General features: G+C 71.5%; 16 protein-coding genes. 8 read left to right on the forward strand and 8 right to left on the reverse strand.

The annotated features are described in order from the left end of the window. The first annotated feature begins 35 nt into the window (after positions 1–35). Positions 36–374, forward strand: coding sequence for a DUF952 domain-containing protein (locus AB0B39_RS13240; protein ID WP_234582185.1), 339 nt, complete (start codon positions 36–38; stop codon positions 372–374). 160 nt (positions 375–534) lie between these two features. Then, the gene (locus AB0B39_RS13245; protein ID WP_357574421.1) at positions 535–1,077 is read left to right on the forward strand and encodes an acyltransferase; all 543 of its coding nucleotides are present in this window, start codon (positions 535–537) and stop codon (positions 1,075–1,077) included. 53 nt (positions 1,078–1,130) lie between these two features. Here the strand turns inward: AB0B39_RS13245 and AB0B39_RS13250 are convergent, their stop codons facing one another. From AB0B39_RS13250 to AB0B39_RS13265, 4 genes are all read right to left on the reverse strand, one after another. Next, positions 1,131–2,876, reverse strand: coding sequence for a CDP-glycerol glycerophosphotransferase family protein (locus tag AB0B39_RS13250; protein ID WP_357574422.1), 1,746 nt, complete (start codon positions 2,874–2,876; stop codon positions 1,131–1,133). Positions 2,877–3,128: 252 nt separating this feature from the next. Continuing rightward, positions 3,129–4,412: a nucleotide sugar dehydrogenase gene (locus AB0B39_RS13255; protein WP_357495062.1), complete on the reverse strand. Its 1,284-nt coding sequence runs from the start codon at positions 4,410–4,412 to the stop codon at positions 3,129–3,131. 4 nt (positions 4,413–4,416) lie between these two features. Further along, complete coding sequence (locus AB0B39_RS13260) at positions 4,417–5,985, reverse strand: glycosyltransferase (protein ID WP_357574423.1); 1,569 nt, start codon at positions 5,983–5,985, stop codon at positions 4,417–4,419. Beyond that, on the reverse strand, positions 5,982–7,547 hold the full coding sequence (locus tag AB0B39_RS13265) for a glycosyltransferase family 4 protein (protein ID WP_357574569.1): 1,566 nt from the start codon (positions 7,545–7,547) through the stop codon (positions 5,982–5,984). The genes AB0B39_RS13260 and AB0B39_RS13265 overlap by 4 nt, the downstream gene beginning before the upstream one ends. A gap of 297 nt (positions 7,548–7,844) precedes the next feature. On the opposite strand from AB0B39_RS13265, the gene AB0B39_RS13270 reads away from it, so the two are divergent. The 6 genes from AB0B39_RS13270 (at position 7,845) to AB0B39_RS13295 (ending at position 17,555) form a co-directional block, all read left to right on the forward strand. After that, a complete protein-coding gene (locus tag AB0B39_RS13270) occupies positions 7,845–9,026 on the forward strand; it encodes a hypothetical protein (protein ID WP_357495066.1) in 1,182 nt (393 codons plus the stop codon). A gap of 162 nt (positions 9,027–9,188) precedes the next feature. Further along, positions 9,189–10,628: a glycosyltransferase gene (locus tag AB0B39_RS13275; RefSeq protein WP_357495068.1), complete on the forward strand. Its 1,440-nt coding sequence runs from the start codon at positions 9,189–9,191 to the stop codon at positions 10,626–10,628. Then, complete coding sequence (locus AB0B39_RS13280) at positions 10,625–12,775, forward strand: glycosyltransferase family 1 protein (RefSeq protein ID WP_357495070.1); 2,151 nt, start codon at positions 10,625–10,627, stop codon at positions 12,773–12,775. Before AB0B39_RS13275 ends, AB0B39_RS13280 begins: the two co-directional genes overlap by 4 nt. 127 nt (positions 12,776–12,902) lie before the next feature. Then, positions 12,903–13,988: a UDP-N-acetylglucosamine 2-epimerase (non-hydrolyzing) gene (wecB, locus tag AB0B39_RS13285; protein ID WP_357574424.1), complete on the forward strand. Its 1,086-nt coding sequence runs from the start codon at positions 12,903–12,905 to the stop codon at positions 13,986–13,988. Positions 13,989–14,022: 34 nt separating this feature from the next. Further along, entirely contained in the window at positions 14,023–15,441 is a 1,419-nt protein-coding gene (locus AB0B39_RS13290) for a glycosyl transferase (RefSeq protein ID WP_357495073.1), read from the forward strand. Continuing rightward, entirely contained in the window at positions 15,438–17,555 is a 2,118-nt protein-coding gene (locus tag AB0B39_RS13295) for a glycosyltransferase family 1 protein (protein ID WP_357574425.1), read from the forward strand. Before AB0B39_RS13290 ends, AB0B39_RS13295 begins: the two co-directional genes overlap by 4 nt. Positions 17,556–17,625: 70 nt before the next feature. Here the strand turns inward: AB0B39_RS13295 and AB0B39_RS13300 are convergent, their stop codons facing one another. From AB0B39_RS13300 to AB0B39_RS13315, 4 genes are all read right to left on the reverse strand, one after another. Continuing rightward, positions 17,626–19,260, reverse strand: a complete 1,635-nt coding sequence (locus tag AB0B39_RS13300) for a glycosyltransferase family 4 protein (protein ID WP_357495077.1) — start codon at positions 19,258–19,260, stop codon at positions 17,626–17,628. A gap of 80 nt (positions 19,261–19,340) precedes the next feature. Continuing rightward, positions 19,341–21,020 (reverse strand): glycosyl transferase family 1, encoded by a 1,680-nt coding sequence (locus AB0B39_RS13305; RefSeq protein ID WP_357495079.1) that lies wholly within the window; start codon positions 21,018–21,020, stop codon positions 19,341–19,343. After that, positions 21,017–22,045 carry a Gfo/Idh/MocA family oxidoreductase gene (locus tag AB0B39_RS13310; RefSeq protein WP_234582199.1) on the reverse strand — a complete coding sequence of 343 codons (1,029 nt, stop codon included), beginning with the start codon at positions 22,043–22,045 and terminating at the stop codon, positions 21,017–21,019. The genes AB0B39_RS13305 and AB0B39_RS13310 overlap by 4 nt, the downstream gene beginning before the upstream one ends. After that, positions 22,042–23,151, reverse strand: a complete 1,110-nt coding sequence (locus tag AB0B39_RS13315) for a DegT/DnrJ/EryC1/StrS family aminotransferase (protein ID WP_357495081.1) — start codon at positions 23,149–23,151, stop codon at positions 22,042–22,044. The genes AB0B39_RS13310 and AB0B39_RS13315 overlap by 4 nt, the downstream gene beginning before the upstream one ends. Positions 23,152–23,200 lie beyond the last annotated feature (49 nt).

The following is a 23,200-nucleotide window of genomic DNA, read 5'->3' on the forward strand; positions in this document are numbered from 1 at the left end:
CCGAAACGCCCACCGGGCCGACGTAGGCTGCGGAGATGATCTACAAGCTGCTGCCCACGACCGAGTGGGACGACGCCCGGGCCGCCGGCACCTTCACCGGCTCGGCGGTGGACCGGCAGGACGGTTTCATCCACCTCTCCGCCGGCGACCAGGTGGTGGAGACCGCCCGGAGGCACTTCACCGGCGTCACCGGCCTCACCCTGCTCAGCGTCGAGGAGGAGCGACTGGGCGACGCGCTGCGCTGGGAGCCGTCCCGCGGCGGGCAACTCTTCCCCCACCTGTACGGGTCGCTGCCCGTTGCGGCGGTGGTGACGGCGCAGGCGTTGCCGGTGGACACCCCGGCCGCCGAGGCGGTGGCGGCGCTGCTCGGCTGAGCGGTCGATATGCTACGCCGAGTCCCGCGCCCCGACGACACGTTCCGTGCCCGGGGCAGCGTGGCAGCCCCGATCCGCGCGCCCGGTGCCCGGTCTCCGGCCCGAGGCGGCGCGGGTCACCGACGGCGCCCGGCGCCCTGCGACCCATGCGAGTTGAAGGATGACTGACAGCACCTCACCGGCCCCCTCGGTCTTCGTCCACCCCACCGCCGACGTCGAGGACGGCGCCCAGGTCGGCGACGGCACGAAGGTCTGGCACCTGGCCCACATCCGATCGTCGGCCCAGGTGGGTGCGGGCTGCGTGATCGGGCGCAACGTGTACGTCGACGCCACCGTGACGGTCGGCGACCGCGTGAAGATCCAGAACAACGTCTCCGTCTACCAGGGTGTCACGCTGGAGGACGAGGTCTTCGTCGGCCCGTGTGCGGTCTTCACCAACGACTTCCGGCCGCGGGCGCAGAATCCGGACTGGACGATCACGCCGACCCTGGTCCGGCGGGGCGCCTCCATCGGCGCGAACGCGACCCTGGTCTGCGGCATCGAGGTCGGCGAGTACGCGATGATCGCCGCTGGCTCGGTCGTCACCCGGGACGTGGCACCGTACCAGCTGGTGGCCGGCAACCCGGCCCGACCGAAGGGCTGGGTCGACGAGAAGGGCGAGGTCATCTCCCGGGACGTGACGAACCCGCCGCGTCGGGATTGACCGGCACCGGTTGCCGGTGAGCGGAGCGCCGCTCACCGGCGACCCGGCGCAGTTCAGGCGCAGAGACGATCGATCTCCGCGCGGAAACGATCCATCGGGTTCGGCTCGTCCGGGCCGAGCAGGTACTCCTTCAGCTCACGCCGAGCCTCGGTCATCGGGTCGTCGCCAGCTCGGGCGAGGTCGAGGATCTTCCCCAGCTCACCGCAGTCGGCGGAGAGCAGGTACGCCGCCCGGGACGTGGGGTACGAGCTACGGAATTCGTCCTCCGGCAGGCCCGCCGGGTTGGCCACCACGTACGGCCGTTGGCTCTGCACGAAGTCGGAGACCACACTGGACACGTCGCTGATCAGCAGGTCGGTGACGGTGAAGCAGTCGAACAGGGCCGGCACCCGGCCGGTGACGACCAGGTGGGCGTCGCCGTCCAGCGAGTTCACGTCCACCTCGCCGCCGGCGGCCCGGATCAGGTCGATGATCCGGTCGTTGGCCGCCCGGGCCTTGTTCCAGCGGGTGCCGGTCAGCGGGTGCGGCTTGTAGATCAGGCGCACGTTCGCGGCGAGCACGCCCGACACGATCCGCTCCCCCATCGCCACCAGCGACGTGTGGTACGGATCGTCGTCCAGCCACCCCTCCCAGGTGGGGGCGTACAGCACGGTGAACCGACGGTCGGTCGCGCCGGAGCCGAAGGTCGGCACCCCGGCCAACTGCGGCCGGCCCACCTCGACGATGTTCTGGTCGAGCACGCCCACACCGGCCTGCGCGTACCGCTCCCGTCCGGCTCGACCGGCCACCCACACCTCGTCGTACACCTTGCTGTAGGGATTGACGCTGGCCTGCTTGTCGCTGTCGCCGTGCCCGACGAACACGTGCCGGACCCCGGGCTCACGGATCATGTGGATGTTGGCGCCCACGTTCGCCGCGTAGAGCGCCACCCGGACGGGGCTGAAATCGAGGTTCATGAAGTCGACCCCGGCGGGCACGCAGATCACCGGCAGCCGAGTGTCGGCCAGCGCCTCGAACGCGTCCTCGGCGCGCAGCAGCACGACCGCGCGGCGGCCCACCGCCTCCACCGGGGCGAGCCACATGTTGGCCTGGTAGACGTCCTTGGCGGGGCCGGCGAAGTAGAGCACCACCTCCGGACGCTCCCGGGCCAGCCAGTCGTGCACGGCAGGCAGCACCCCGGGGGTACGGCCGCGCCCCCGCAACAGGGTGGACGCCAGCACGGCCGCGGCGACGAGCCCGATGGCCAGGGTGACCAGACCGGTCACCAGCACGGGCGTGATCCGGTCGACCAGCGCGGCCGCCACGGCCGCCGGCAGCAGCAGGAAGTTGAGCACCGGCATCCGCAGGCCCACGATGCGTTCGGCCCAGGCCGGCGGGATCGGCACCCGGCGTACCGCGCCGAAATCGATGTTGCGGGTGAACGCCGGCGTCGCGGCCCGGCCGTCGACGACCCGGTTCACCACGATGGTGCCGACGGCCACGGCCCAGAGCGCGGCCGGCAGCAGCATGATCCCGATCGTGGCGGCCACCCCGGGGCGGACGGTGCTGACGACCAGCAGGACCACCGAGAAGTCGCGGACGAGCCACCGCCCGACCGGCTCGATACCTGCCTTCTCCAGCAGCACGGCTGTGGCGGCGAACCGGTTGGCGAGGGCGAACTCACCCGCTGTCGCGACCAACGCGGCGACCACGAACGGAATCACCCAGCCCAGGGCGCCGGCCAGAACCATGATCCCGTAGCCCAGCAGGGTCACGCCGGCGATGGCGACACCCTGTTGGCTCCGTATTCTGCTGAACAACGACACACTCCCTGTCTGCTCGCCTGTGTTGGCGCGTTCGATACCGGCCGCCGCGACCCTAAACGGGGCAAGTGATACAAGTATCGCCGGGGCGTCTCGTTGGTGAACGGGCGGGAGAGGCGACTCACAGCGGTGCGCGCGGGGGTGGCGCACCGCGCCGCTGAGCACGGACTTCAGCACGGCGAGTCAGGTGCGGACGCACAACGGGCCCCGGCCGCGGAACGGTCGGGGCCCGGAGCGGACGGGTGGGGATCAGCCGCCGATGACCACCCGGCGGACGCCGGCCCAGCGGGCCGGATCGGTGACCCGCCGGCCGTCCACCAGAACGGTCACGCCCGGCAGGTCGGCCGGGGCGAGGCTGCGGTACTCCGCGTGGTCTGCCTGGATGACCGCGGCACCGAGCGGCTCACCGTCGTAGGCCGGCAGGCCGTGCGCCACCAACTCCTCGTTGGTGTACATCGGGTCCGAGACGTACGGCTTGGCGCCCCGCTGGCGCAGCGCCTCGACGGTCGGGAAGACGCCGGAGAAGGCGGTCTCCTTGACCCCACCCCGGTAGGCGGCCCCCAGCACCAGCACGCCCACGTCGGTCAGGTCCCCGTACGCGGCGGCGAGCAGGTCCACCGCGTACTCCGGCATGGCCGCGTTGGCCTCCCGGGCCGAGCGGACGACGGTGGCGGCCGGGTCGTTCCAGAGGTACATCCGCGGGTAGATCGGGATGCAGTGCCCACCGACAGCGATGCCCGGCGAGTGGATGTGGCTGTACGGCTGGGTGTTGCACGCCTCGATGACCTTGGTGACGTCGACGCCCACGGTGTCGGCGAAGCGGGCGAACTGGTTCGCCAGGCCGATGTTGACGTCCCGGTAGGTCGTCTCGGCGAGCTTGGCCAGCTCGGACGCCTCGGCCGAGCCCAGGTCCCACACCCCGTTCGGACGCTCCAGGTCGGGGCGCTCGTCGAAGTCGAGGACCGCCTCGTAGAAGCGCACGCCGTGCGCGGCGGACGCCTCGTCGACGCCACCGACCAGCTTCGGGTAGCGGCGCAGGTCGGCGAAGACCCGCCCGGTGAGCACCCGCTCCGGGCTGAAGACCAGGTGGAAGTCCGTGCCGACGGTGAGACCGGAGCCTTCCTGGAGCATCGACGCCCAACGGCTGCGGGTGGTGCCGACCGGCAGGGTGGTCTCGTAGCTCACCAGGGTGCCCGGCTTGAGGCCGCGGGCGATGGCCCGGGTGGCGTCGTCCATCCAACCGAAGTCCGGTACGCCATCGGCGTCCACGAAGAGCGGCACCACCACGACGACTGCCTCGGAGTCGGCGACCGCGGCGGCGGTGTCGGTGGTGGCCGACAGCAGCCCGGCGGCCACCGCCTCCTTCAGCTTCACGTCCAGGTCGGCCTCGCCGGGGAACGGCACGGCACCATCGTTGACGAGCTGGACGACCCGCTCGGAAACGTCGGCACCGATCACCCGGTGCCCCTTCGAGGCGAACTGCACGGCGAGCGGAAGGCCGATCTTTCCGAGCGCGACGACGCAGATGTTCATGAAACTACTTTCCTCCAGAGGGCCAGATTCGGCGCAGACGGGCAAGGAACCGACCGGTGGTCACCGGCGTGATCGCGACGATCACCTGGCCCTTGTGGTTCGTGGTCGGCGTGACGAGGTGCAACCGGACGCCACGGCGGGTGAGCAGGCGGGGCGCGGCGACCCGGCGGTCGGTCCGCAACGGCGCGGAGCCGACCCCCGCCGGGGTGCTCACCTCGGCGCGTACCGTCTCCCGTCCGCCGTTGAGCGGCACGGCCGCGAGCAGCCGGTCCACCGCGAAGGCCGTCCGTACGACGGTACCGGGCGCACCGGCGGTGACGGACGTCACGCCGGCCACCTCCCCGGCGCTGACCCGCAGCGCCTCGGCGGGCAGGTCGGCCAGCTCCGCCCAGCGGCTCTGGGCGCTGACCACCAGGGATCGGGCGCCTGCGGCGTCCCGTCCCCAGGCCAGTCGGGTCGCGGTGAGCGTGGCCAGCACCTTCGCAGAGGCGTCGGTCATGTCGTACCACTCGTCCGGGTAGCCGAACGACGGGTCACGGAAGCCGACATAGTGGGCGTACCAGCGGCCATCCTCGGTGCTGATGTCGGGTGGCGTCTTCTCGGCCTGCTGCCGGATCAGCTCACGCAACCGGTCCAGCGTGGCGTCGCGGGCGACGACCAGCCGCAGCCGCAGGTCGGGGGCCAACCGGGCCAGGATGTCGTCGGTGAGGTACCCCTCGACCAACTTGCGGATCCGGTCGTGGACGCGCTCCTGGAGGTCGGCGCCGAGGTCGAGCAGTTCCGTCTGGAGGAGCTTCGCCACCTCCCAGCTGAAGTGACGCAGCAGCACCGCGTCGCGCCGCGGCCCGGGCTCGAGCAGGCCGGCGACGAAGCCGACCAGCTCCTCGGCGCAGCGCAGCCGCTCCTCGAAGCGGCTGGCGTAGGTGATGTTCTGCGCGTTGTGCCGCTTGACCGCGTAGTAGTACTCGTAGTCGGCGAGGACGGAGACCTTGTTCGCGCGGACGCAGGCCTCCAGTGTGAACGGCTGGTCGCTGCCCATCGGCATGTCGGTGCGGAAGCGCAGCCCGTGCCGTTCGATCAGGTCCCGCCGGAACAGCTTGGTGTTCGACAGCGACCAGGGCAGTGCACTGTCGACGAGATCGATCTGCTCCCGGGTCTCGGCGTAGACGGCCTGGTGCACGTAGCGCTTGTTGGTGCCGACCATCCGCCCGAGCACCACGTCGGAGCCCCACCGGTCGGCGGCGTCCACCAGACGTTCCAGGGCCTCCGGGCCGAGGTGATCGTCGGAGCCGAGGAAGAAGACGTACCGCCCGCGGGCGTGGTCCAGGGCGCGGTTGCTCGGCACCGCCGGGCCGCCGGAGTTGGCCTGGCGCAGCACCCGGACCGTCTCCGGGTACCGCTTCGCGTAGCGGTCCAACTCGGCGCCGCTGCGGTCGGTGGAGCCGTCGTCGACCGCGACGACTTCGAGCCGGTCCAGCCCGATGGTCTGCCCGACCAGCGAATCCAGGCAGGTCGTCAGGTACGGCATGGTGTTGTAGACGGCGATCACCACCGTCACGTCGGGTTGGCTCACGCCCCGACCTCCACCACTGTCTGCTCGGCGCCGATGTCGCGGGCGGACGTCGGGCGCGCGGGCGCGGTGAGCAACAGCCGGGAGTAGACGTTGTCCAGCACCTCTGCCTGCGCCTCCCAGGTCCAGCCGGCCAGCAACCCGGGCCGGTCGTACGCGGCACGGTAGCTCGCCGGGTCGGCGAGCACCGCGGTGACCGCCCGGACGAAGTCGGCCACGTTCTCGGCCTCGAACACCTCGCCCTGCCCGGTCTCGCGGACAGTCTCCGCCATCGTCCGCACATCGGAGACGACCAGCGGCAGCCGAGCGTGTGAATACTCGAAGAACTTGGTGATCAGGGCGATCTCGTGGTTCGGCCAGTGCTGGATCGGGATCACCCCGACCTGCGCGCCCGACAGGAACGGCACCACCTGGTGATGCGGCACGTACGGCAGCACGTGCACCCGCTGCGCCACCCCGAGTTCCTCGGCGCGGCGCAGGAGGCCCTTGACGTACGCCGACTGGGGCTTGTTGACCACGAAGGCGACGTGCGCCTCGGGCAGCCGCGGCAGTGCCTCGACCATCACCCCGAGCCCGCGCTTGGCCGCGGCCACCCCGCTGTAGACCAGCAGCGGCGTGCCCGGGCCGATCCCGCAGAGCGCCCGGATGTCCGGTACCGGCTCGGCCGAGCCCGCCGGCTGGGTCTCCAGCGTCGGCGCGTTGAGCACCACGGCGGGACGCTCCGCCAGCCCGTGCTCGCGCTGCAACAGGTCGGCCAGGCCGCCGGAGACGGTCATGGTGGCGTCCGCGTACGGCACGAACTCCCGCTCGTGGGCGACGTTCCCCGGCAGCCACCGGGCGTTGTCGCGCCACGGCTGCACGCCGGGCAGGTATTCGTGGGCGTCCCACAGCAGTGCGATCCGGCGCCCCTTGGCGGCGGCCCGGATCTTGGCGCGGGCCCCGACGCCGATCATCCGGAAGTCGTTGGCGTGGATGAGGTCCGGTGCCAGCTCGTCGACCACCGGGCCGTAGGCCAGTTCGTAGTCCCACAGGCCCGGCTCCAGGCGGCGCCACGCGCCGCCGCCGCGCAGCCGCTGCCAGAAGAGCGTGTACGCCCGGTCCCAGGGGCTGGTCAGCTTACGGCCACGACGGGCCCGGGTCAGCTCCCGGTTGCGCAGCGACACCCAGCGACGGACCAGGCCGGAGAACTTCTCCTCGAACCGCAGCGTCGGCCAGGCCAGCGACGGGACGCGACCGCCGTCGCTTGCCGCCAGCGTCAGAGCCGCGCGGCGGACCTGCAGGTCGGCACGCCAGGCCTTCACGGCCTGGGCACGATGGGCGCCGATCCCGCTCGGCGGGTAGGCAAGCGGCGCACGCAGCAGTGCACGTCGGAATTCGTGTCGGCGCTTGGCCAGCGGCTCCGGCATCGGGATCAGCCGAACCTCGGCGGCACCGAGGCGCCAGCTCTGCGACTGCCCCCCGGCCGGCGCCCGGCCGAGCAGGACGACGTCCCAGCCGGCGTCGGCCGCGGACCGAGCCGCCTTCTGTACCCGCGAGTCGCCGATGACCCCGTTGTCCACCAGCATGACTACCCGTCCCCGGGTGGCCACCGCTGCGGTCGCGCCGTCAGATCCCATTCCTGCCCGTTTCCGTGTCAGCCAGCACCGCGCCCGCGGGACCCGAGCGAGTCTACGACACGTCAGGCGTGGTACCGGCCCGCGCGGCGCTCGGTGTCCGCGCCGAGCCGCGTCGGTTGCTAACCTGCACTCTGGATCGACCACCGGTGACCGCCGCGCCAGGCGAGGCCCTGCCCGGGTCCGGTCATCTCCAGTTCCCCGGACAACCCACCCGATCGACCCGGATCGGCGCAGACAGGACCAGACATGGACGTGGTGACGACCGGCGAGCGCCGGCCGCCGACGACGGACTCGAGCCCTGACGAGATCCCGTCGGCCCCCGACAGCCGGGCCCGCCGGCTGCTCGCCAGCGCCCGATACGCGCTGCCCGCGCTCGGTGCCTACGCCGCGGTACGCGTTCTCGGCGGGCTGACCCTCTACCTCTGGGCCTCCCCCAGCCGCAGCACCGAGGGCCTGCTCACCAGAGCCGACGGCAACTGGTACCTCGCGATCGCGCAGCACGGTTATGACGGCTATCAGCGGCTGCAGAGCAACATGGCCTTCTTTCCGCTCTATCCCGGCCTGACCGCCGCTCTGGAGCCGCTCACCCCGCTCGATTTCCGCAAGACCGCACTCGCGCTGGCCTGGATCGCGGCGCTCGCCGCCGCCTGGGGGCTGTTTGCCATCGGCAACCTGCTGCACGGTCGGCGGGTCGGGATCATGCTCGCGGTGCTCTGGGGACTGCTGCCGCACAGCATTGTGCAGACGATGTCGTACAGCGAGGGCCTGTTCACCGCGCTGGCCGCCTGGACCCTGTACGCCCTGCTGCGCGAGCGCTGGCTCACCGCGGGCGTGCTCTGCCTCTTCGCGGGGTTGACCCGGCCGACGGCATCGTCACTGATCGCGGTGGTCGGGCTCGCCGCGCTCATCGCCGCCTTCCGCCGGCGGGACGGCTGGCGTCCCTGGGTCGCCATGGTGCTCGCGCCCGCTGGCTGGGTTGGCTACCTGGCCTGGGTCGGTGTGCAGACCGGCCGGCCCGACGGCTGGTTCCACATCCAGGACGCCGGCTGGGGGACCACCTTCGACTTCGGGGTCGACACCCTGGAGAGGGGCCGGATGGTGCTCATGGGGGCATCGCCCCTGGAGTTGTACACCGTCACGCTGGTCGCGGTGCTGGCGATCACGCTCTTCGTGCTGAGCCTGCTCGACCGGCAGCCGTGGCAATTGCTGCTCTACAGCGGCCTGCTGCTGGTCACCACGCTCGGTGCCGCGGGCTACTACCATTCCAAGGCACGTTTCCTGTTGCCGGCATTCCCGCTGCTGATCCCGGTGGCGGTCGCGTTCGCGAAGGCCGCACGGGCACGAGCGATCGCCATACTGACTCTGCTGGCCCTCATGTCCGCTTACTTCGGCGGCTATCTGCTGATCGTCTGGCGCAGTTCGCCGTAGGCGGCGCGAGGGCGTCGGCGGCCTCACGCATGGGACGGCGTTATTGTGGTTTCCGCGCTCTGTCCGACGGTCGTCCGACCTCGTCGCCGGCCGGCCGGGCCACCTGACCATTTCCACCCTGGCCCCGACGCGGCCCTCTCCCACTCCCCAGGATCGGAATCGATGAACAACGGGCGAACTCTCTGGGACTCGTTGAAACTCCCCCGGCCGCGACGGTCCGGAACCCGACCGCACCTGGTCTACCTCGCGATCGGTTTCCCGCCGGCGGCCAAGAGCTGCGCCTACCGGATGCGGGAGACGGCGAACCAGTTCGCCGCCGCGGGTTGGGACGTGACCGCTGTCACCATCGCGGACGAGGCGTGGGAGCGGGAGCACGGCCTCGACCACACCCTCTCCCAGGGGGTGGACCCCAGCGTCCGGGTGGTGAAGCTGCCGCTGTTCCGGGACGACCTGGAGACCGACATCCGCTCGTTCACCGAGCAGCGTGCCCTGGCTCACAAGGACTACCTTGCCGAACTGCGCAAGCAGGACCTCAAGGTCTTCCCCGAGGCAGTCTTCGGCGGATGGCGTCCCACGCTGGAGAAGGCCCTGCTCCAGATCCACCGGGAGCGGCACGTCGACCTGCTGGTGACCACCTGCGCCCCGTACGTCAACCTGGCCGCGACCTGGAAGCTGTGGGAGACCCGCAGGGTTCCGTACGTGGTGGACTTCCGCGACGGTTGGTCCGTCGACGTGATCAACAACGGTGAGGCGTTCGCCCGGGAGTCGACCTCCGGGCAGTGGGAGCTCAAGCTGCTCACCGACGCCGTGGCCATCTGGAACGTGAACGAGCCGATCTCCCGCTGGTATCGGGAGCGCTACCCCGAGCTGGCGCACAAGATGCGGATCGTGCGCAACGGCTACGACGCGGCCAGCATCCCGGCCCAGGTGCGTCCCGCCCCGCCGGACCGGCCGCTGACCTTCGGCTACCTCGGCGCGCTGACCCTGCCCGTGCCGCTGCTGGACGCCGTCCTTCAGGGCTGGCGGACGGCGCGCGCGGAGGATCCCGCGCTGGCCGACGCCCGCTTCGAGGTGCGGGGCCACATCGGCTCCGCGTGGGCGCGCGGTGACAACGCGCACGCCGAACTGCTCAGGGCCGCCGCCGTCGACGGCGTGCTGGTCGGCGGCTCGGTGCCCAAGGCCGAGGTGGTCGACCTCTACTCACGCTGGGACGCGGTGGTGCTCATGGTGACCGGCGGCCGCTACATGACCTCCGGCAAGGTGTACGAATACATGGCGACCGGCCTACCGGTGGTCTCCGCCCACGAGGCCGACCACGACGCCTCCACTGTGCTGTCCACGTACCCGCTCTGGACCGGCGCGGTCGGGCTGGACCCGGCCGAGTTGGCGAGCGCCTTCCGGCGGGCCGCCGCAATGGCCCGTACCGCCGACGTGGCGGAGCGGGAGAAGGCCCGCGCCGAGGCGCGGCAGTACGCCCGCGAGGAGCAGCTCATCCCCGCCGTCCGTGAGGTCACCCAGCTGGTGCTGGGCGCCGGCGGACCGACCGTCCCGCAATCCTCCCCCGCCGGCGCACGCGTCCTGGCCCGAGAAGGTAGGTCATGATCGAGGTCCTGATGGTTATGGGCACCGTCCCCGGACGGGTGGCGGTCCTGACCGACGCGCTCGAGCAGTTCCGCGCCAAGGGCGTCACCGTGCGGGTGGCCACGACCTTTGACCCGGTGGAGAACATCCCGGCAGCCACCGAGCTGGCCGAGGTGCACCAGCTGCCCACCTCGGCGGAGCTGGGTCCGCGGTTCGCCCGGATGGCCAAACGGGCGAACCCGGCCCGGCGCCCGTGGCTGCGCGCCCAGCGCGACCCGTGGGTCCGCCGACACGCCAAGCGGGCCGACGTCCTGGTTGCCCTGGACCCGCGAGCCCTGCACACCGTCTGGCAGCTCGCCCAGCGGCACCGACGGACCGACGCCGTCTACGGCATCGCCCCGGCGCTGCGGGCCGTGGAAAAGCGGTCCGCCGACCCGGCACGTTACCGCCGTGCCCGGCTCAGCACCGCCGGCCCCGCCCCGGCCGTGCTGGCGAGCGCCACCCGCAGCCAGACAGTCGACCTGGCGATGCGGGTGTTCGAGATGAGCACCGGCAAGAGGGCCATGAAGCTCGGCCCGGTGCGCTGGTTCTGGCAGGGGGCCGTCACGGCGCCCGGTCTGCCGGAACGGCACCGGGGCAAGATCGCCGGGCGAGTCACCGGCACCATGCTCAAGTCCGGGCACGCCGCCAGCGCGAAGCGGCTGGCATTGGCGGCCAAGGGTCGAGTGAAGAGCCCGACGACCAGGGGGCAGTTCCTCGGCCCGATCGTCGACGCGGAGCTGAGCCAGGGCAAGGTGCCCGAAGACCTGATGACCGTGGTGCGGGGCGAGCTCAAGCTCGCGGACGGCTTCCTCAAGACGCGGAACCCGGGCAAGGCCGCGCCGCACGTGCTGCGCGCCTTCAACCTGATGTTCCACCGGATCGTGCAGTTCGACGGCACCAGCTCTCCACTGGCCGAGGACCCGGCGAAGTTCCTCGCCCCGCTGCACAACAGCGAGGCCGGCCGAGCGATGGCGACTCCGCGCGGCCGGCAGAGCCCGGCGGCTTTTCCGCCGGCCGGCCGGCCGCACCGGATGCTCTTCTTCACCGGGTTGAACGACAACTTTCTCGGGCCGATCCTCGACCGCTACGAGGCGATGCCCGGGGTTGAGGTCCGCCGGCTGAACCTGCGGGAGGAGTCGATCCTCCCGGTGCTCAGCGATGGGCGCACGAACGTGGTGCAGCACCTGCTCGCCGGCAGCTCCAAGCGGGCCGAGGAGGTCCAGGAAGCCTGGGGTCCCCACCTCGAGTGGGCGGACACGGTCTTTGTGGACTGGTGCAACCTCGGGGCCGCGACGCTGACGATGATCGACCCGGGCACGACCCGGGTGGTGGTCCGCCTGCACAGCTTCGAGGCGTTCAGCTGGTGGCCGCACCTGACCGACTGGTCCCGGGTGGACGACCTGGTCTTCGTCTCCGAGCACCTCCGCGACCTGGCGCTGGCCGCGGTGCCGCGGCTGGGCGCCCCGCAGGGGCCCCGGACCCACATGATCAACAATGCGATGGAGCTGCACCGGTACGTGACGCCCAAAATCTCTGCCGACAGCCGGTTCACTCTCGGGCTGGTCGGTTTGAGTTCGCTGGCCAAGGACCCGCGCTGGGCCCTGGCGGTGCTACGGGAGCTGCGCCGACGGGACGAGCGGTACCGCCTCAAGCTGATCGGCGACGCCCTCAACCCGGAGCTCAGCCCGGCGATCAAGGCGTACGTCCGGGAACTCGACGCCGAACTGGCCGAGCTGGAGTCGTCCGGCGCCGTCGTGCGGACCGGCCGCACCGACGACGTCCCCGGCGCGCTCACCGACGTCGGGGTCATCCTCAGCACCTCGCTGCGGGAGAGCTTCCACTGCGCGCTCGTCGAGGGCGCGGCCAGCGGCGCTGTGCCGGTGGTACGCGACTGGCCGTTCTTCGCCGGCCGCCGGCACAGCGCCCGGACCCTCTTCCCCAGCGACTGGGTGGTCGGTACGCCGGAAGAGGCGGCCGAGCGGATCCTGGCCCTCACCGCGTCCGAGGAGGTCTGGCGCGAGGCGGGCCGGGCGGCCTCGGCGCACGTGCTGAGCACCTGGGACTGGTCGGTCACGCAGAAGGACTTCGACCGGCTGCTGCTGGAGCCGCCGGCCACGGCCGACTGACCGGCGGATCAGGAAGAATGATTCGGCCGTCAGCCCCGGCGGGGAGCCGCTTGAACGGCGCCAACCCGCGTCTCGGGTGGCACCCTCCGTTCGTCGTTACCGTCGCAGACCCTCGAGGAGTCAGGTAGTGAAGGTCGTCAGCATCGTCGGCGCCCGTCCGCAGTTGGTGAAGCTGGCACCGATCGCCGCGGCGTTCGCGGCGGAGGGCTGTGAGCACGTGATCGTGCACACCGGCCAGCACTACAACGCGGATCTGTCCGACGTGTTCTTCTCCGGCCTCGGCATCCCCGACCCGGACGTGCACCTGGGCATCGGCTCCGGCAGCCACGGCGTGCAGACGGGCCGGACGCTGGCCGCGCTCGACCCGGTGCTGGCCGCCGAGCGGCCGGACTGGGTCCTGGTCTACGGCGACACCAACTCGACCCTGGCCGGCACCCTGTCGGCGGTCAAGCAGCACCTACCGGTCGCCCACCTCGAGGCCGGACTGCGCTCGTTCAACCGCCGGATGCCCGAGGAACACAACCGGGTACTGACCGACCACGCCGCGGACCTGCTGCTCGCCCCCACCGAGGAGGCGATGCGGCACCTGGCGTCGGAGGGTCTGGCTCCCCGATCGGTCCTGGTCGGGGACGTGATGGTGGACGTCTGCCTGCGGGTCCGGGAGGACGTGACGCGCGCGAGCCAGCCCCGGCCGCCGTTGCCCGAGGGAATCGACCCGGAGCAGCCGTACCTGCTGGCCACCCTGCACCGCGCCGAGAACACCGACGACCCGCAGCGGCTCGCCGCACTGCTCGACGCGCTGGCCGACCTGCCGGTGCCGGTGGCGCTGCTCGCCCACCCGCGGCTGGTGGCACGCGCCGAGGAGCACGGCCTGAAGCTCTCCCGAGGCGCACTGCACGCCGGCCGGCCACTGCCGTACGGCGCCATGGTCGCCGCGGTGCTCGGCTCCGTCGGGGTGGTCACCGACTCGGGCGGTCTGCAGAAGGAGGCCTACCTGCTGGACCGCCCCTGCACGACGCTGCGCACCGAGACGGAGTGGGTGGAGACCCTCGAAGGCGGCTGGAACGCGCTGGTCCCCGACCCGCGCGAACTGGGTGCGCAGTGGGCGACCACCGCGACCCGCCCGGCCCCGCAAGCCCGGCGGGGAACCCCGTACGGCGACGGCCGGGCCGCCCACCGGGTCGCCGAGACGCTGCGGCGTCACCTGGCATGATGGCGCATCTCCTCCTCACGATCGGGTACCAGCGATGAGCAATCGAGTTGCACCCCTTCCCCGGTCCGGCGGCGGGCAGCGACCGCACGCCATCTACCTGGCGATCGGGTTCCCGCCCGCGGCGAAGAGCAGCGCATACCGACTGCGCGAGACGGCGAACCAGTTCGTCGCCATGGGCTGGGACATCACCGTCATCACCATCTGCCAGGAAGCCTGGGAACGCGAGTACGGCCTGGACCACACCCTTTCCGAGAAGGTCGATCCCCGGGTCAAGGTGATCGAGCTGCCGCTGATGCGGGAGGACCTGGAGACCGACATCCGCGCCTTCTCCGAAGAACGGTCGATCGACCCGGTGGGGTGGATCAGCCGGCTCCGCAAGCGCGAGCAGAAGATCTTCCCTGAGCGGGACTTCGGCGGCTGGCGCTACGAGTTGGAGAAGGCGGTGGTCCAGCAGCACCGCCAGCACCCCGCGGACCTGCTCATCTCCTCCTGCGCCCCGTACGTGAACCTCGCGGCGACCTGGAAGCTGTGGGAGGAGTACCGGGTTCCCTACGCGGTCGACTTCCGCGACGGCTGGTCGCTGGACGTGATCGGTGGCGGCGAGGCCTTCACCCGCGACTCGGTCTCCGGGCGTTGGGAGTCCAAGGTCCTCGAGCACGCCCTCGCGGTCTGGTGCGTGAACGACCCCATCGCCGGCTTCTACCGTGAGCGTTACCCGCACCTGGCCGACCGGGTGCACGTCGTGCGCAACGGCTACGACGAGGACAGCCTCCCCGATGTCAGCGGCCGGTCACCGGATCCGAACGCGGGGCTGACCTTCGGCTACCTCGGCTCGGTCAACTTCACCCCGGCCTTTTTGGAGTCGGTGCTCGACGGGTGGCGGATCGCCCGGCGCAACGATCCGGTCCTGGCCCGCTCCCGATTCGAGGTGCGCGGCCACATCGGCGCCGGCCCGATACGCGAGGCCAACCGGCACATGGACCTGCTCAAAGAGGCTGCCGTCGACAATGTCAGCTTCGGCGGCCCGGTACCGAAGTCGGACCTGGCAGCGACGTACGGCTCCTGGGACGCCCTGGTGCTGATGCTGGTCGGTGGGCGCTTCGTCACCTCCGGCAAGGTGTACGAGTTCATGGCCACCGGGCTGCCGGTGCTCTCCGCCCACGACGTCGACCACGACGCGACGAACATCCTGGCCGGACATCCACTCTGGACGGGCGCGGTGGGTCTGGACCCGCACCGGCTGGCGGACCTGTTCTCGGAGGCGGCGCGAATGGCCCTGAAGGCCACTGACGAGGATCGGGCCGCGGCACGCCAGCTCGCTCGCCGGTTCGCCCGGCCCGCCGTGCTCGCTCCGGCCGTGCGACACCTCACCGAACTCGTCCGGCCGACGCCGGCCGGCGTTCGCGTTCCCACCCCGGCCGCGACCGCTTCGACCGGAGATGTCCAACCGTGACCGCCGTGCTCATCGTGGCCACCGCCGCGCCGATGCAGCCGGCCGTCCTCGTCGAGGCGCTGGAGCGCTTCCGGAGCAAGGGTGCCACCGTCACGGTGGCCTGCTTCTTCGACGGCGAGGAGTTGGGGATCGACCCGACGCTGGCAGAGGTTCGCACGTTCGTCGTACCGGCCGAGAAGTGGGACGTCCGGTTCCGCAAGGCTCTCGGGCGGGCAGCGGCCAACCGGAAGATCTGGCTGCACGCTCGACGCAGCACCTGGCTGCGGCAGCAATACCGCCGAGCCGACCTGCTGGTCGCTCTCGACGCCCGCGCGGTGCACACGGTCTGGCAGATGGCGCAGCGCAACACCCGGGCCGGCGCGTACCACGGGCTCGTGCCCGCGCAGAAGGCCCTCGCCGCCAACCGCAGCGAGCCGGTCGGGAAGCGGCTGGAGCGCCGTGTTTCCGCCGCTGCCGGCATCGGTGCGCGCGGGGCCCGCAGCGCCGCGGAGCAGACCATCCGGACCGCCCTCAACAAGGCCACCGGTAGGCGGGTGATGAGCAACCCGGCAGGGGCCTGGCTCTGGACCCGGGCCGTGGCGGCGCCCAGCATCCCGGACCGGCTCCGCAGCAAGCTCGCCGTCCGCCTGCACGACAGCGCGGTCCGGGCCGGTCGCCCGGCCGCCGGCGGCCGGGCCGCGTCGGCAGCCGTACAGCGGATCAGCAGCCTCGCCACCCGCGCGGACGTGCTGACCAAGGCAGCGAAGGCGGAGCTGGCGCTCGGCCACCAACCGAGCGGCCTGCACGACGCGATCCGGGCCCAGCTCGCGTTGGCGGACGACCTGCTGCCGCGCGACACCAAGCGGGCCGCAGCGGCCATCTCCATGGCCTGGAGCCTGTCGTCCAACCGGGTGCTGCACTTCGATCGACTCACCTCGCCGATGAGCACGGACCCGGGAGCCTTCATGGCACCCTTTCGGGCCAGCACCGCAGCGCGAAAGCTGTCCCAACCGCGCGGGCGACGCACCCCGGCCGCCCCGGCGCCGACCGACCGCCCGCTGCGACTGCTCGTGACGACGTTGATCAACGACAACTTCCTGTCGGAGATTCTGGAGCGCTACCGGGCCATGCCGAACGTGGAGGTCCGATTCCTGGACCTCCACGAGGATGAGGTGACCCGCCCGCTCGCGCTCAGCGGCAGCACCGTCATGGAACACCTGCTGGCCGGTGACTCGTCCTACGGCGCCAAGATCGAGGAGTGGCTCCGGCCGCACCTCGACTGGGCGGACACCGTCTTCGTCGACTGGTGCCAAGCCGCCGCGGTGCTCTTCACCCTGCACGACCCGGGCAGCACCCGGATCATCGTCCGGCTGCACAGCTTCGAGGCGTTCAACTTCTGGCCACACCTGGTGGACTTCTCCCGGGTCGACGACGTCGTCTTCGTCTCCGACCATCTGCGCGACCTCGCCACCGCCGTGCTGCCGCAGCTCACCGATGGGCCCCGCCTCCGGGTCATCGACAATGCGATGGACCTGCAGCGCTACCCACGGTCGAAGCCGGCCGACGCCCGGTTCAACCTCGGCATGGTCGGGTTCAGCTCGGTGGCCAAGGACCCGCGGTGGACGATCGAGGTGCTGCGGAAGCTGCGCGAGCGGGACGAGCGGTACCGGCTGACGCTGATCGGCAGCAACTTCAACGACCGGACCAGCAAGCCCGCCAAGGACTACGGCAAGCTGCTCACCCAGGACCTGGCGGAGTTGGAGCCGCTGGGGGCGGTGCGGCGCTACGGGCAGACCGACGACGTCCCGGCCGCACTGCAGGAAGTCGGCGTCATCGTGAGTTCCTCGGTGCGCGAGAGTTTCCACTGCGGCCTGGTGGAGGGCGCCGCGAGCGGGGCGGTGCCGGTGGTGCGTGACTGGCCGTTCTTCGCCGGCAAGCCACACGGCGCCCGAACCCTCTTTCCGGCCGACTGGGTGGCCGAGAGCCCGGCTGAGGCGGCGGAACGGATATTCGCCGCCACCGCCACCGAGGAGCAGTGGCGGGAGATCGGCCAGGCTGCGGCGGAACACGCGCTGAAGACCTGGGACTGGAGCGTCACCCAGTCCGGCTTCGACCGGCTGCTGCTCGACGACTGAGCCGCCGGCGAGGCGGAACAGCAGGTACCGAAAGGGGGGCTTGGCCGACTGGCCAAGCCCCCCCTTTCGGTCAACTCACGGGCAGTGAGGAGCGCTGCGCCACGGTCGACGGGGCGGTCGTGCGCTGCGCCGGGGCCTTGGGGCGGTCCGGCAGCAGACGGGTGTAGACCTCGTCCATCACCCGCGCCTGCGCCTCCCAGGTCCACTGGTCGAGCACGCCCGGCCGGTCGTACGCCGCCCGGTACCGCTGCGGGTCGGCCAGCACCTCCCGCACGGCACGCAGGTAGTCGTCCAGATCCTCGGCCCGGAAGACCTCGCCCTGGCCGATGGCCCGCGTCGCTTCGGCCATGGCCTTGACGTCGCTGATAACCATCGGTATCCGGCCGTGCGCGTACTCGAAGAACTTGGTGATCAGCGCCAACTCGTGGTTGGGCTTGTGGTGGATCGGGATGACGCCGAGGTCGGCCGGGGCCACGAACGCGGAGACCTGCCAGTGCGGCACGTACGGCAGCAGATGCACCCGGTCGGCCACCCCCAACTCGGCGGCGAGTTCCTCCAGCTCGTACATGATCGGGTGCTTGCCGTTGAGGGGCACCGACACGAGCGCGACGTGCGCGTCGGGCATCCGGGTCAGGCCTCGGATCATGATGTCGACGCCGCGGGACGGGTTGATGCCACCGCAGTAGACCAACAATGGCGTACCCGCGTCGATCCCGCACAGCGCCCGGATGTCGGGAACCGGCGACGCCCGCTGCTCCGGGGTGAGCTCGGCGGGCGGAGCGTTCAGCACCACCGCCGGCTGCTCGGGCAGGTCGTGCGTCTCCCGAAGCAGGTCGGCCAGGGTCGAGGAGACGGTCATGACGCTGTCGGCGTACGGGGCGTGCTCGCGGACGTAGGCGATCTGAGCCGGCAGCCAGCGAAGGTTCGTGGGCCGACCGATGATGCCGGGCACGAACTCGTGCGCGTCCCAGACCAGCTTGACGTCCCGCCCGGCGGCGCGGGCGCGCATCGTCGCGCGCGCGCCCACGCCGAGCATCCGGAAGTCGTGCGCGTGGATCAGATCGGGCTGCAGCTTGTCCACAACCGGCCCGAAGGCCAGTTCGAAGTCCCACAGCTCCGGGTCCAGGCGGCGCCACGCCCGGTCACCGTGCAGGCGCTGCCAGAGCCGCAGCGCGGCCCGGTCCAGCAGGGCGTTCGGGTCCTGCTGGCGCTCCTGGAGGCGCTGCGACTCGCGGGTCCGAAGCTTGACCCACCGGAACTTCGCCTTGTTGAGGAAGTACGGCACGGCCAGGCGGGCCTTGCCGGCCAGCTCCACCCAGCGCGGCCCTCCCGCACGACGGGCGACCTTGATCTCGGCCAGCCGGAAGTTGAGGTCGTTCCGGCGTGCCTTGAGCACGTTCAGGTGCCGCTTCGCGACAAGTCCCGGCTTGTACGCCAGCGGGCGGCGCAGCAGCGCGCGGCGGTGGGTGATCGGATGTGGAATCCGCCGCGCCACCCGGATCAGCCGGACCTCGGCCTCGCCGATCCGCCAGGTCTCCTCGGTGTTGCTGCCCTTGAGGATGCCGACGAGGATCACCTCCCAGCCGGCCTCGGCGGCCGACCGGGCGGCCTTCTGCACGCGGGAGTCACCGTGGACCCCGTTGTCGACAAGCATCACCACCCGCCCGCGGGTCGGCCGGGCATCGGTATCCGGGACAGCTTGCATCGGGTGCCTTCTCCTTGTTCAAAGTCCTGCACGGGCGCGGATCAGCGGTCGCCGGTCGCCGCGGTGACGACCGGCGTCGATCACCGGAGGAAAGAGTCGAAGACCTGCGCGGTGCGCCGGCCGTCGTGGTGTTCGCGGACATAACGGAGACCCTCCGCAGCGAGGGCCGCCGCCCCGGCACGGTCGTCGAGCAGCGACTCGATCGTCTTGACGAGCGTGGTGGGCGTGGAGTTCGCGATCGGCGGCTGGACGCCGGCCGCGCGGTGCGCGCTCTCGCTGAGATACGCCACCACCACCTTGCCGGCGGCCATCCCCTCGCAGGAGAACGTGCAGTAGCTGCCCATCACGAGTTGGTCGACGATGATGTCGGCGTCGTGCACCTGCCGGCGCATCTCGCTGTAGGGCAGTCCCTCCACCAGCCGTAGCTCGATCCGTCCCTGGTCATGCAGCTCCTGCAAGCGGGGCAGCAGCCGGTCAGTGCCCTTGGTCCAGCGACTCGACGGCGCGTGCAGCACCACCGGGCGGGGCCGTTCGAGCACCGTGCGGTCACAGGCCCACGCGTCGACGTCCACTACCAGCGGCGCCCAGGTCGCGAACGGCACGTCGTCCAGCAGGTCGGGGGTGGTCACGAAGATCGGCAGGCCGCTCTCCTCGGCGGTGCGCCGGTTTCGCTCGGCCACCGTGGTGAGCCGCTCGCGCAGTTCGGAGTCCGCGTCCCGGAACGCGGACTCGGCATGCCGCTTAAGGTGCGCGCCCGGATGGCGGATCTCGCTGCCGTGCGCCAGCAACGCGACCTTGAGCCGGGCCCGGCGCAGCGCGGGCAGGTCAGCGGAGATGTCGTCGCCGTTGCCCCGGCCGAGCACCGGGCGGAACGCGTCCACGATCAGGTGCGTGTACCAGCCGAGCACCCGGCGTGCCTGCTCCGTCTGCACGTCGAGCCGGTGCTCGCCCGGGTAGTTCAGGTAGCGGTCGGCCGGATAGCGATAGGTGGCCGGCGGCTTGGCCATCACCAGTTCGATGCCGACGTCCGCCCGCGCGGCGGTGATCGCCACCGCCAGGGCGGAAAGTTGCCCGGCGTAGTTGGCAGTGCCCAGTCCCAACCGGACCGGACCGGCGCCGAGCGCCCGCCAGGGGCCCGGGGTGCCAGCCTCGATCGGCGCGACCGGCGGCTCGTCCGGTGCCGGCGGCTCGTCGCCGCGCTGCCGGGCCCGCTCCACCGCCTTCGTGAAGGAGGGCAGCGAGCCGGGCGCGAAGAAGTCGCCGGCCCGGTGCCGGGCCAGGTGCTCGCGGGCCGCCCGGCTGTCCGCGGCGACGACGCGCAGCCCGGCGGCGAGGTAGGTGTCGAGCAGCGCGAGACCGGCGTCCGGCTCGAACCCGAACACGGCCACGTCCGCCGACGCGAGGAACGCCGCCGTCATCGTGCTCGGGCGCGGCACCTCGTGGATCCGCCGCCGGGCCTTGCCGGCCTGGCGGATCAGGTCCTCGGTGGCCGCCCGCTCGGCCTCGCCGCGGACCAGCGCCAGGTGGAACTCGGGCAACCGGGCCATGGCGCGTACCACGCCGGCCAGCGCCCGGTCACCGGCGACCCCGCCCGCGTGCACCAGCAGCGGCGTACCAGCGGGAAGCTCACAGAGCTCGCGTACCGAAGGGGTCTGGAAGGGCCGCGTGCCTTCGGCGGCACGGCGGAGCGCGATACGCAATCGCCGGGGAACCCGCCGCCGCACCGCCGAGACCACCCGCCGAGCCGGCGCCGGGCTCATCGCAGTGCAGGCTCCGCGTCGCTGCCGCCGGGCACGACCGACACGACCTTGCCGTCGGCGGCCGACTCCAGCAGCGCCGCCGCGACCTGGACGGTACGCAGACCCTGCCGCAGGGTGACGATGTCGCTCTCCTTGCCCTCGACCGCGTCCCGGAACCGCTCGTGCTCGACGAGCAGCGGCTCCCGCTTCGGGATGGCGAAGCGGACCATGTCGCCCTCGGCCACGCCACGGAAGGCGCGCAGCGCCTCCCACTCGGTGTCGATGGCGGCGTTGGCGTAGAAGGTGAGGTCGGCGGTGAGCGTGTCGGCGACGAAGCAGCCCTTGTCACCGGTGATCACTGTGGACCGCTCCTTGAGCGGGCTCAGCCAGTTGACCAGGTGGTTGACCATCGTGCCGTCGGAGAGCTGGCCGACAACGGCGACCATGTCCTCGTGCAGCCGGCCACTACGGGAGACCGTTCGCGCCGAGACCGATGCGTACTCCTGAGCGGTCACCCACGCGGTCAGATCAATGTCGTGGGTGGCCAGGTCCATCACCACGCCGACGTCGGCGATCCGGTGCGGGAACGGGCCCTGGCGCCGGGTGACGACCTGGAAGACCTCGCCCAGCTCACCGGCCTCCAGCCGGGTACGCAGGCTCTGCAGCGCCGGGTTGTAGCGCTCGATGTGACCGACGCCGGCGACCAGACCTGCGGACTCGAACGCCTCGACCAGCCGGGTGGCCGTCTCGACCGACTGGGCCAGCGGCTTCTCGATCAGCGCGCACACCCCGTTGGCTGCCAGCTCCAGGCCGACCCGTTCGTGCAGCGCGGTCGGACAGGCGACCACCGCGTAGTCGACGCCCATCGCCAGCAGGTCACCGAGCTCGGGGACCACCGGGGCCCGGAGCGTACCGGTGACGTCGCCGGCCGGGTCGACGACACCGACCAGCTCGACACCGTCCAGGTTGGAGAGCACCCGGGCGTGGTTGCGACCCATCGCACCGAGACCGATCAGGCCGGCGCGCAGCTTGCTCCGCTCCTTCATCGGGCACCCCCGGCGAGGTTCGCGCCTTCGGCGATCCGGTCGAGCTCGACCTGGGTCAACGACGGGTGCACCGGCAGTGAGATCACCTCGGCGGCGGCCCGCTCGGTCTCCGGCAGCTCCCACGGGCCGGGCTTGCCGTCCTCGTTGAGGTAGGGCTTGAGCCGGTGGATCGGCGTCGGGTAGTAGACGGCGTTGCCGATACCCAGCTCGGTCAGGCGCTGCTGGGTGGCGTCCCGGTCGCCCCGCGCGCGCACCGTGTACTGGTGGTAGACGTGCCGGGCGCCGTCGGCCACCGGCGGGGTGACCAGGCCGGTGATGGTGGAGTCGAGGAACTTCGCGTTCGCGCGACGCTGCTCGGTCCACTCGCCGAGCTGGGTCAGTTGCACGCGACCGATGGCCGCCGCCACGTCGGTCATCCGCATGTTGGCGCCCACGATCTCGTTGGCGTAGCGCTGCTCCATGCCCTGGTTGCGCAGCAGCCGCAGGGTGCGGGCGAGCCCGGCGTCCCCGGTGCTGATCATGCCGCCCTCCAGGGAGTGCATGTTCTTGGTGGGGTAGAAGCTGAAGCAGCCGGCGGTGCCGAAGGCGCCGACCGGGGTGCCGTGCAGGCTTGCCCCGTGCGCCTGGGCGGCATCCTCGACGACGGCGAGGCCGTGCTGCTCGGCGATCGCCATGATCCGGTCCATCGCGGCGGGGTGGCCGTAGAGGTGCACCGGCATGATCGCGACGGTGCGCGGGGTGATCGCCGCGGCGACCGCCTCCGGGTCGACGCAGAAGCTGCCCGCCTCGATGTCGACGAAGACCGGCTCAGCACCCACCAGTCGGACGGCGTTGCCGCTGGCCGCGAAGGAGAACGAGGGCACGATGACCTCGTCGCCGGGGCCGAACCCGAGCGCCATCAGGGTCAGCTGGAGCGCCGAGGTGCCGGAGTTGACGGCGACGCAGTGCCGACCGTCGACGAGCTCGCCGAACTCCTCCTCGAACGCCGCCACCTCGGGCCCCTGCACCACCTTTCCGCTGCGCAGCACCCGCACAGCCGCCTCGATCTCAGCTTCACCGATGATCGGACGTGCCGGTGGGATGAAGTCTGGGTTCTGCCCAGCCATGGGGGGTCCTCCTGGGTCTAGACGGTGCAGGCGGGGGTTCGGTTGGCGA

Origin of the sequence: Micromonospora sp. NPDC049114, from assembly GCF_040648635.1 — a bacterium.
Lineage (GTDB): Bacteria > Actinomycetota > Actinomycetes > Mycobacteriales > Micromonosporaceae > Micromonospora.

Bases quoted from the DNA above. Each gene is read 5' to 3' on its own strand.
- AB0B39_RS13240 (WP_234582185.1), top strand. From the start codon at position 36: ATGATCTACAAGCTGCTGCCCACGACCGAGTGGGACGACGCCCGGGCC.
- AB0B39_RS13245 (WP_357574421.1), top strand. From the start codon at position 535: ATGACTGACAGCACCTCACCGGCCCCCTCGGTCTTCGTCCACCCCACC.
- AB0B39_RS13255 (WP_357495062.1), bottom strand. From the start codon at position 4,412: ATGAACATCTGCGTCGTCGCGCTCGGAAAGATCGGCCTTCCGCTCGCC.
- AB0B39_RS13265 (WP_357574569.1), bottom strand. From the start codon at position 7,547: ATGCTGGTGGACAACGGGGTCATCGGCGACTCGCGGGTACAGAAGGCG.
- AB0B39_RS13270 (WP_357495066.1), top strand. From the start codon at position 7,845: ATGGACGTGGTGACGACCGGCGAGCGCCGGCCGCCGACGACGGACTCG.
- AB0B39_RS13275 (WP_357495068.1), top strand. From the start codon at position 9,189: ATGAACAACGGGCGAACTCTCTGGGACTCGTTGAAACTCCCCCGGCCG.
- AB0B39_RS13280 (WP_357495070.1), top strand. From the start codon at position 10,625: ATGATCGAGGTCCTGATGGTTATGGGCACCGTCCCCGGACGGGTGGCG.
- AB0B39_RS13290 (WP_357495073.1), top strand. From the start codon at position 14,023: ATGAGCAATCGAGTTGCACCCCTTCCCCGGTCCGGCGGCGGGCAGCGA.
- AB0B39_RS13300 (WP_357495077.1), bottom strand. From the start codon at position 19,260: ATGCAAGCTGTCCCGGATACCGATGCCCGGCCGACCCGCGGGCGGGTG.
- AB0B39_RS13305 (WP_357495079.1), bottom strand. From the start codon at position 21,020: ATGAGCCCGGCGCCGGCTCGGCGGGTGGTCTCGGCGGTGCGGCGGCGG.
- AB0B39_RS13310 (WP_234582199.1), bottom strand. From the start codon at position 22,045: ATGAAGGAGCGGAGCAAGCTGCGCGCCGGCCTGATCGGTCTCGGTGCG.
- AB0B39_RS13315 (WP_357495081.1), bottom strand. From the start codon at position 23,151: ATGGCTGGGCAGAACCCAGACTTCATCCCACCGGCACGTCCGATCATC.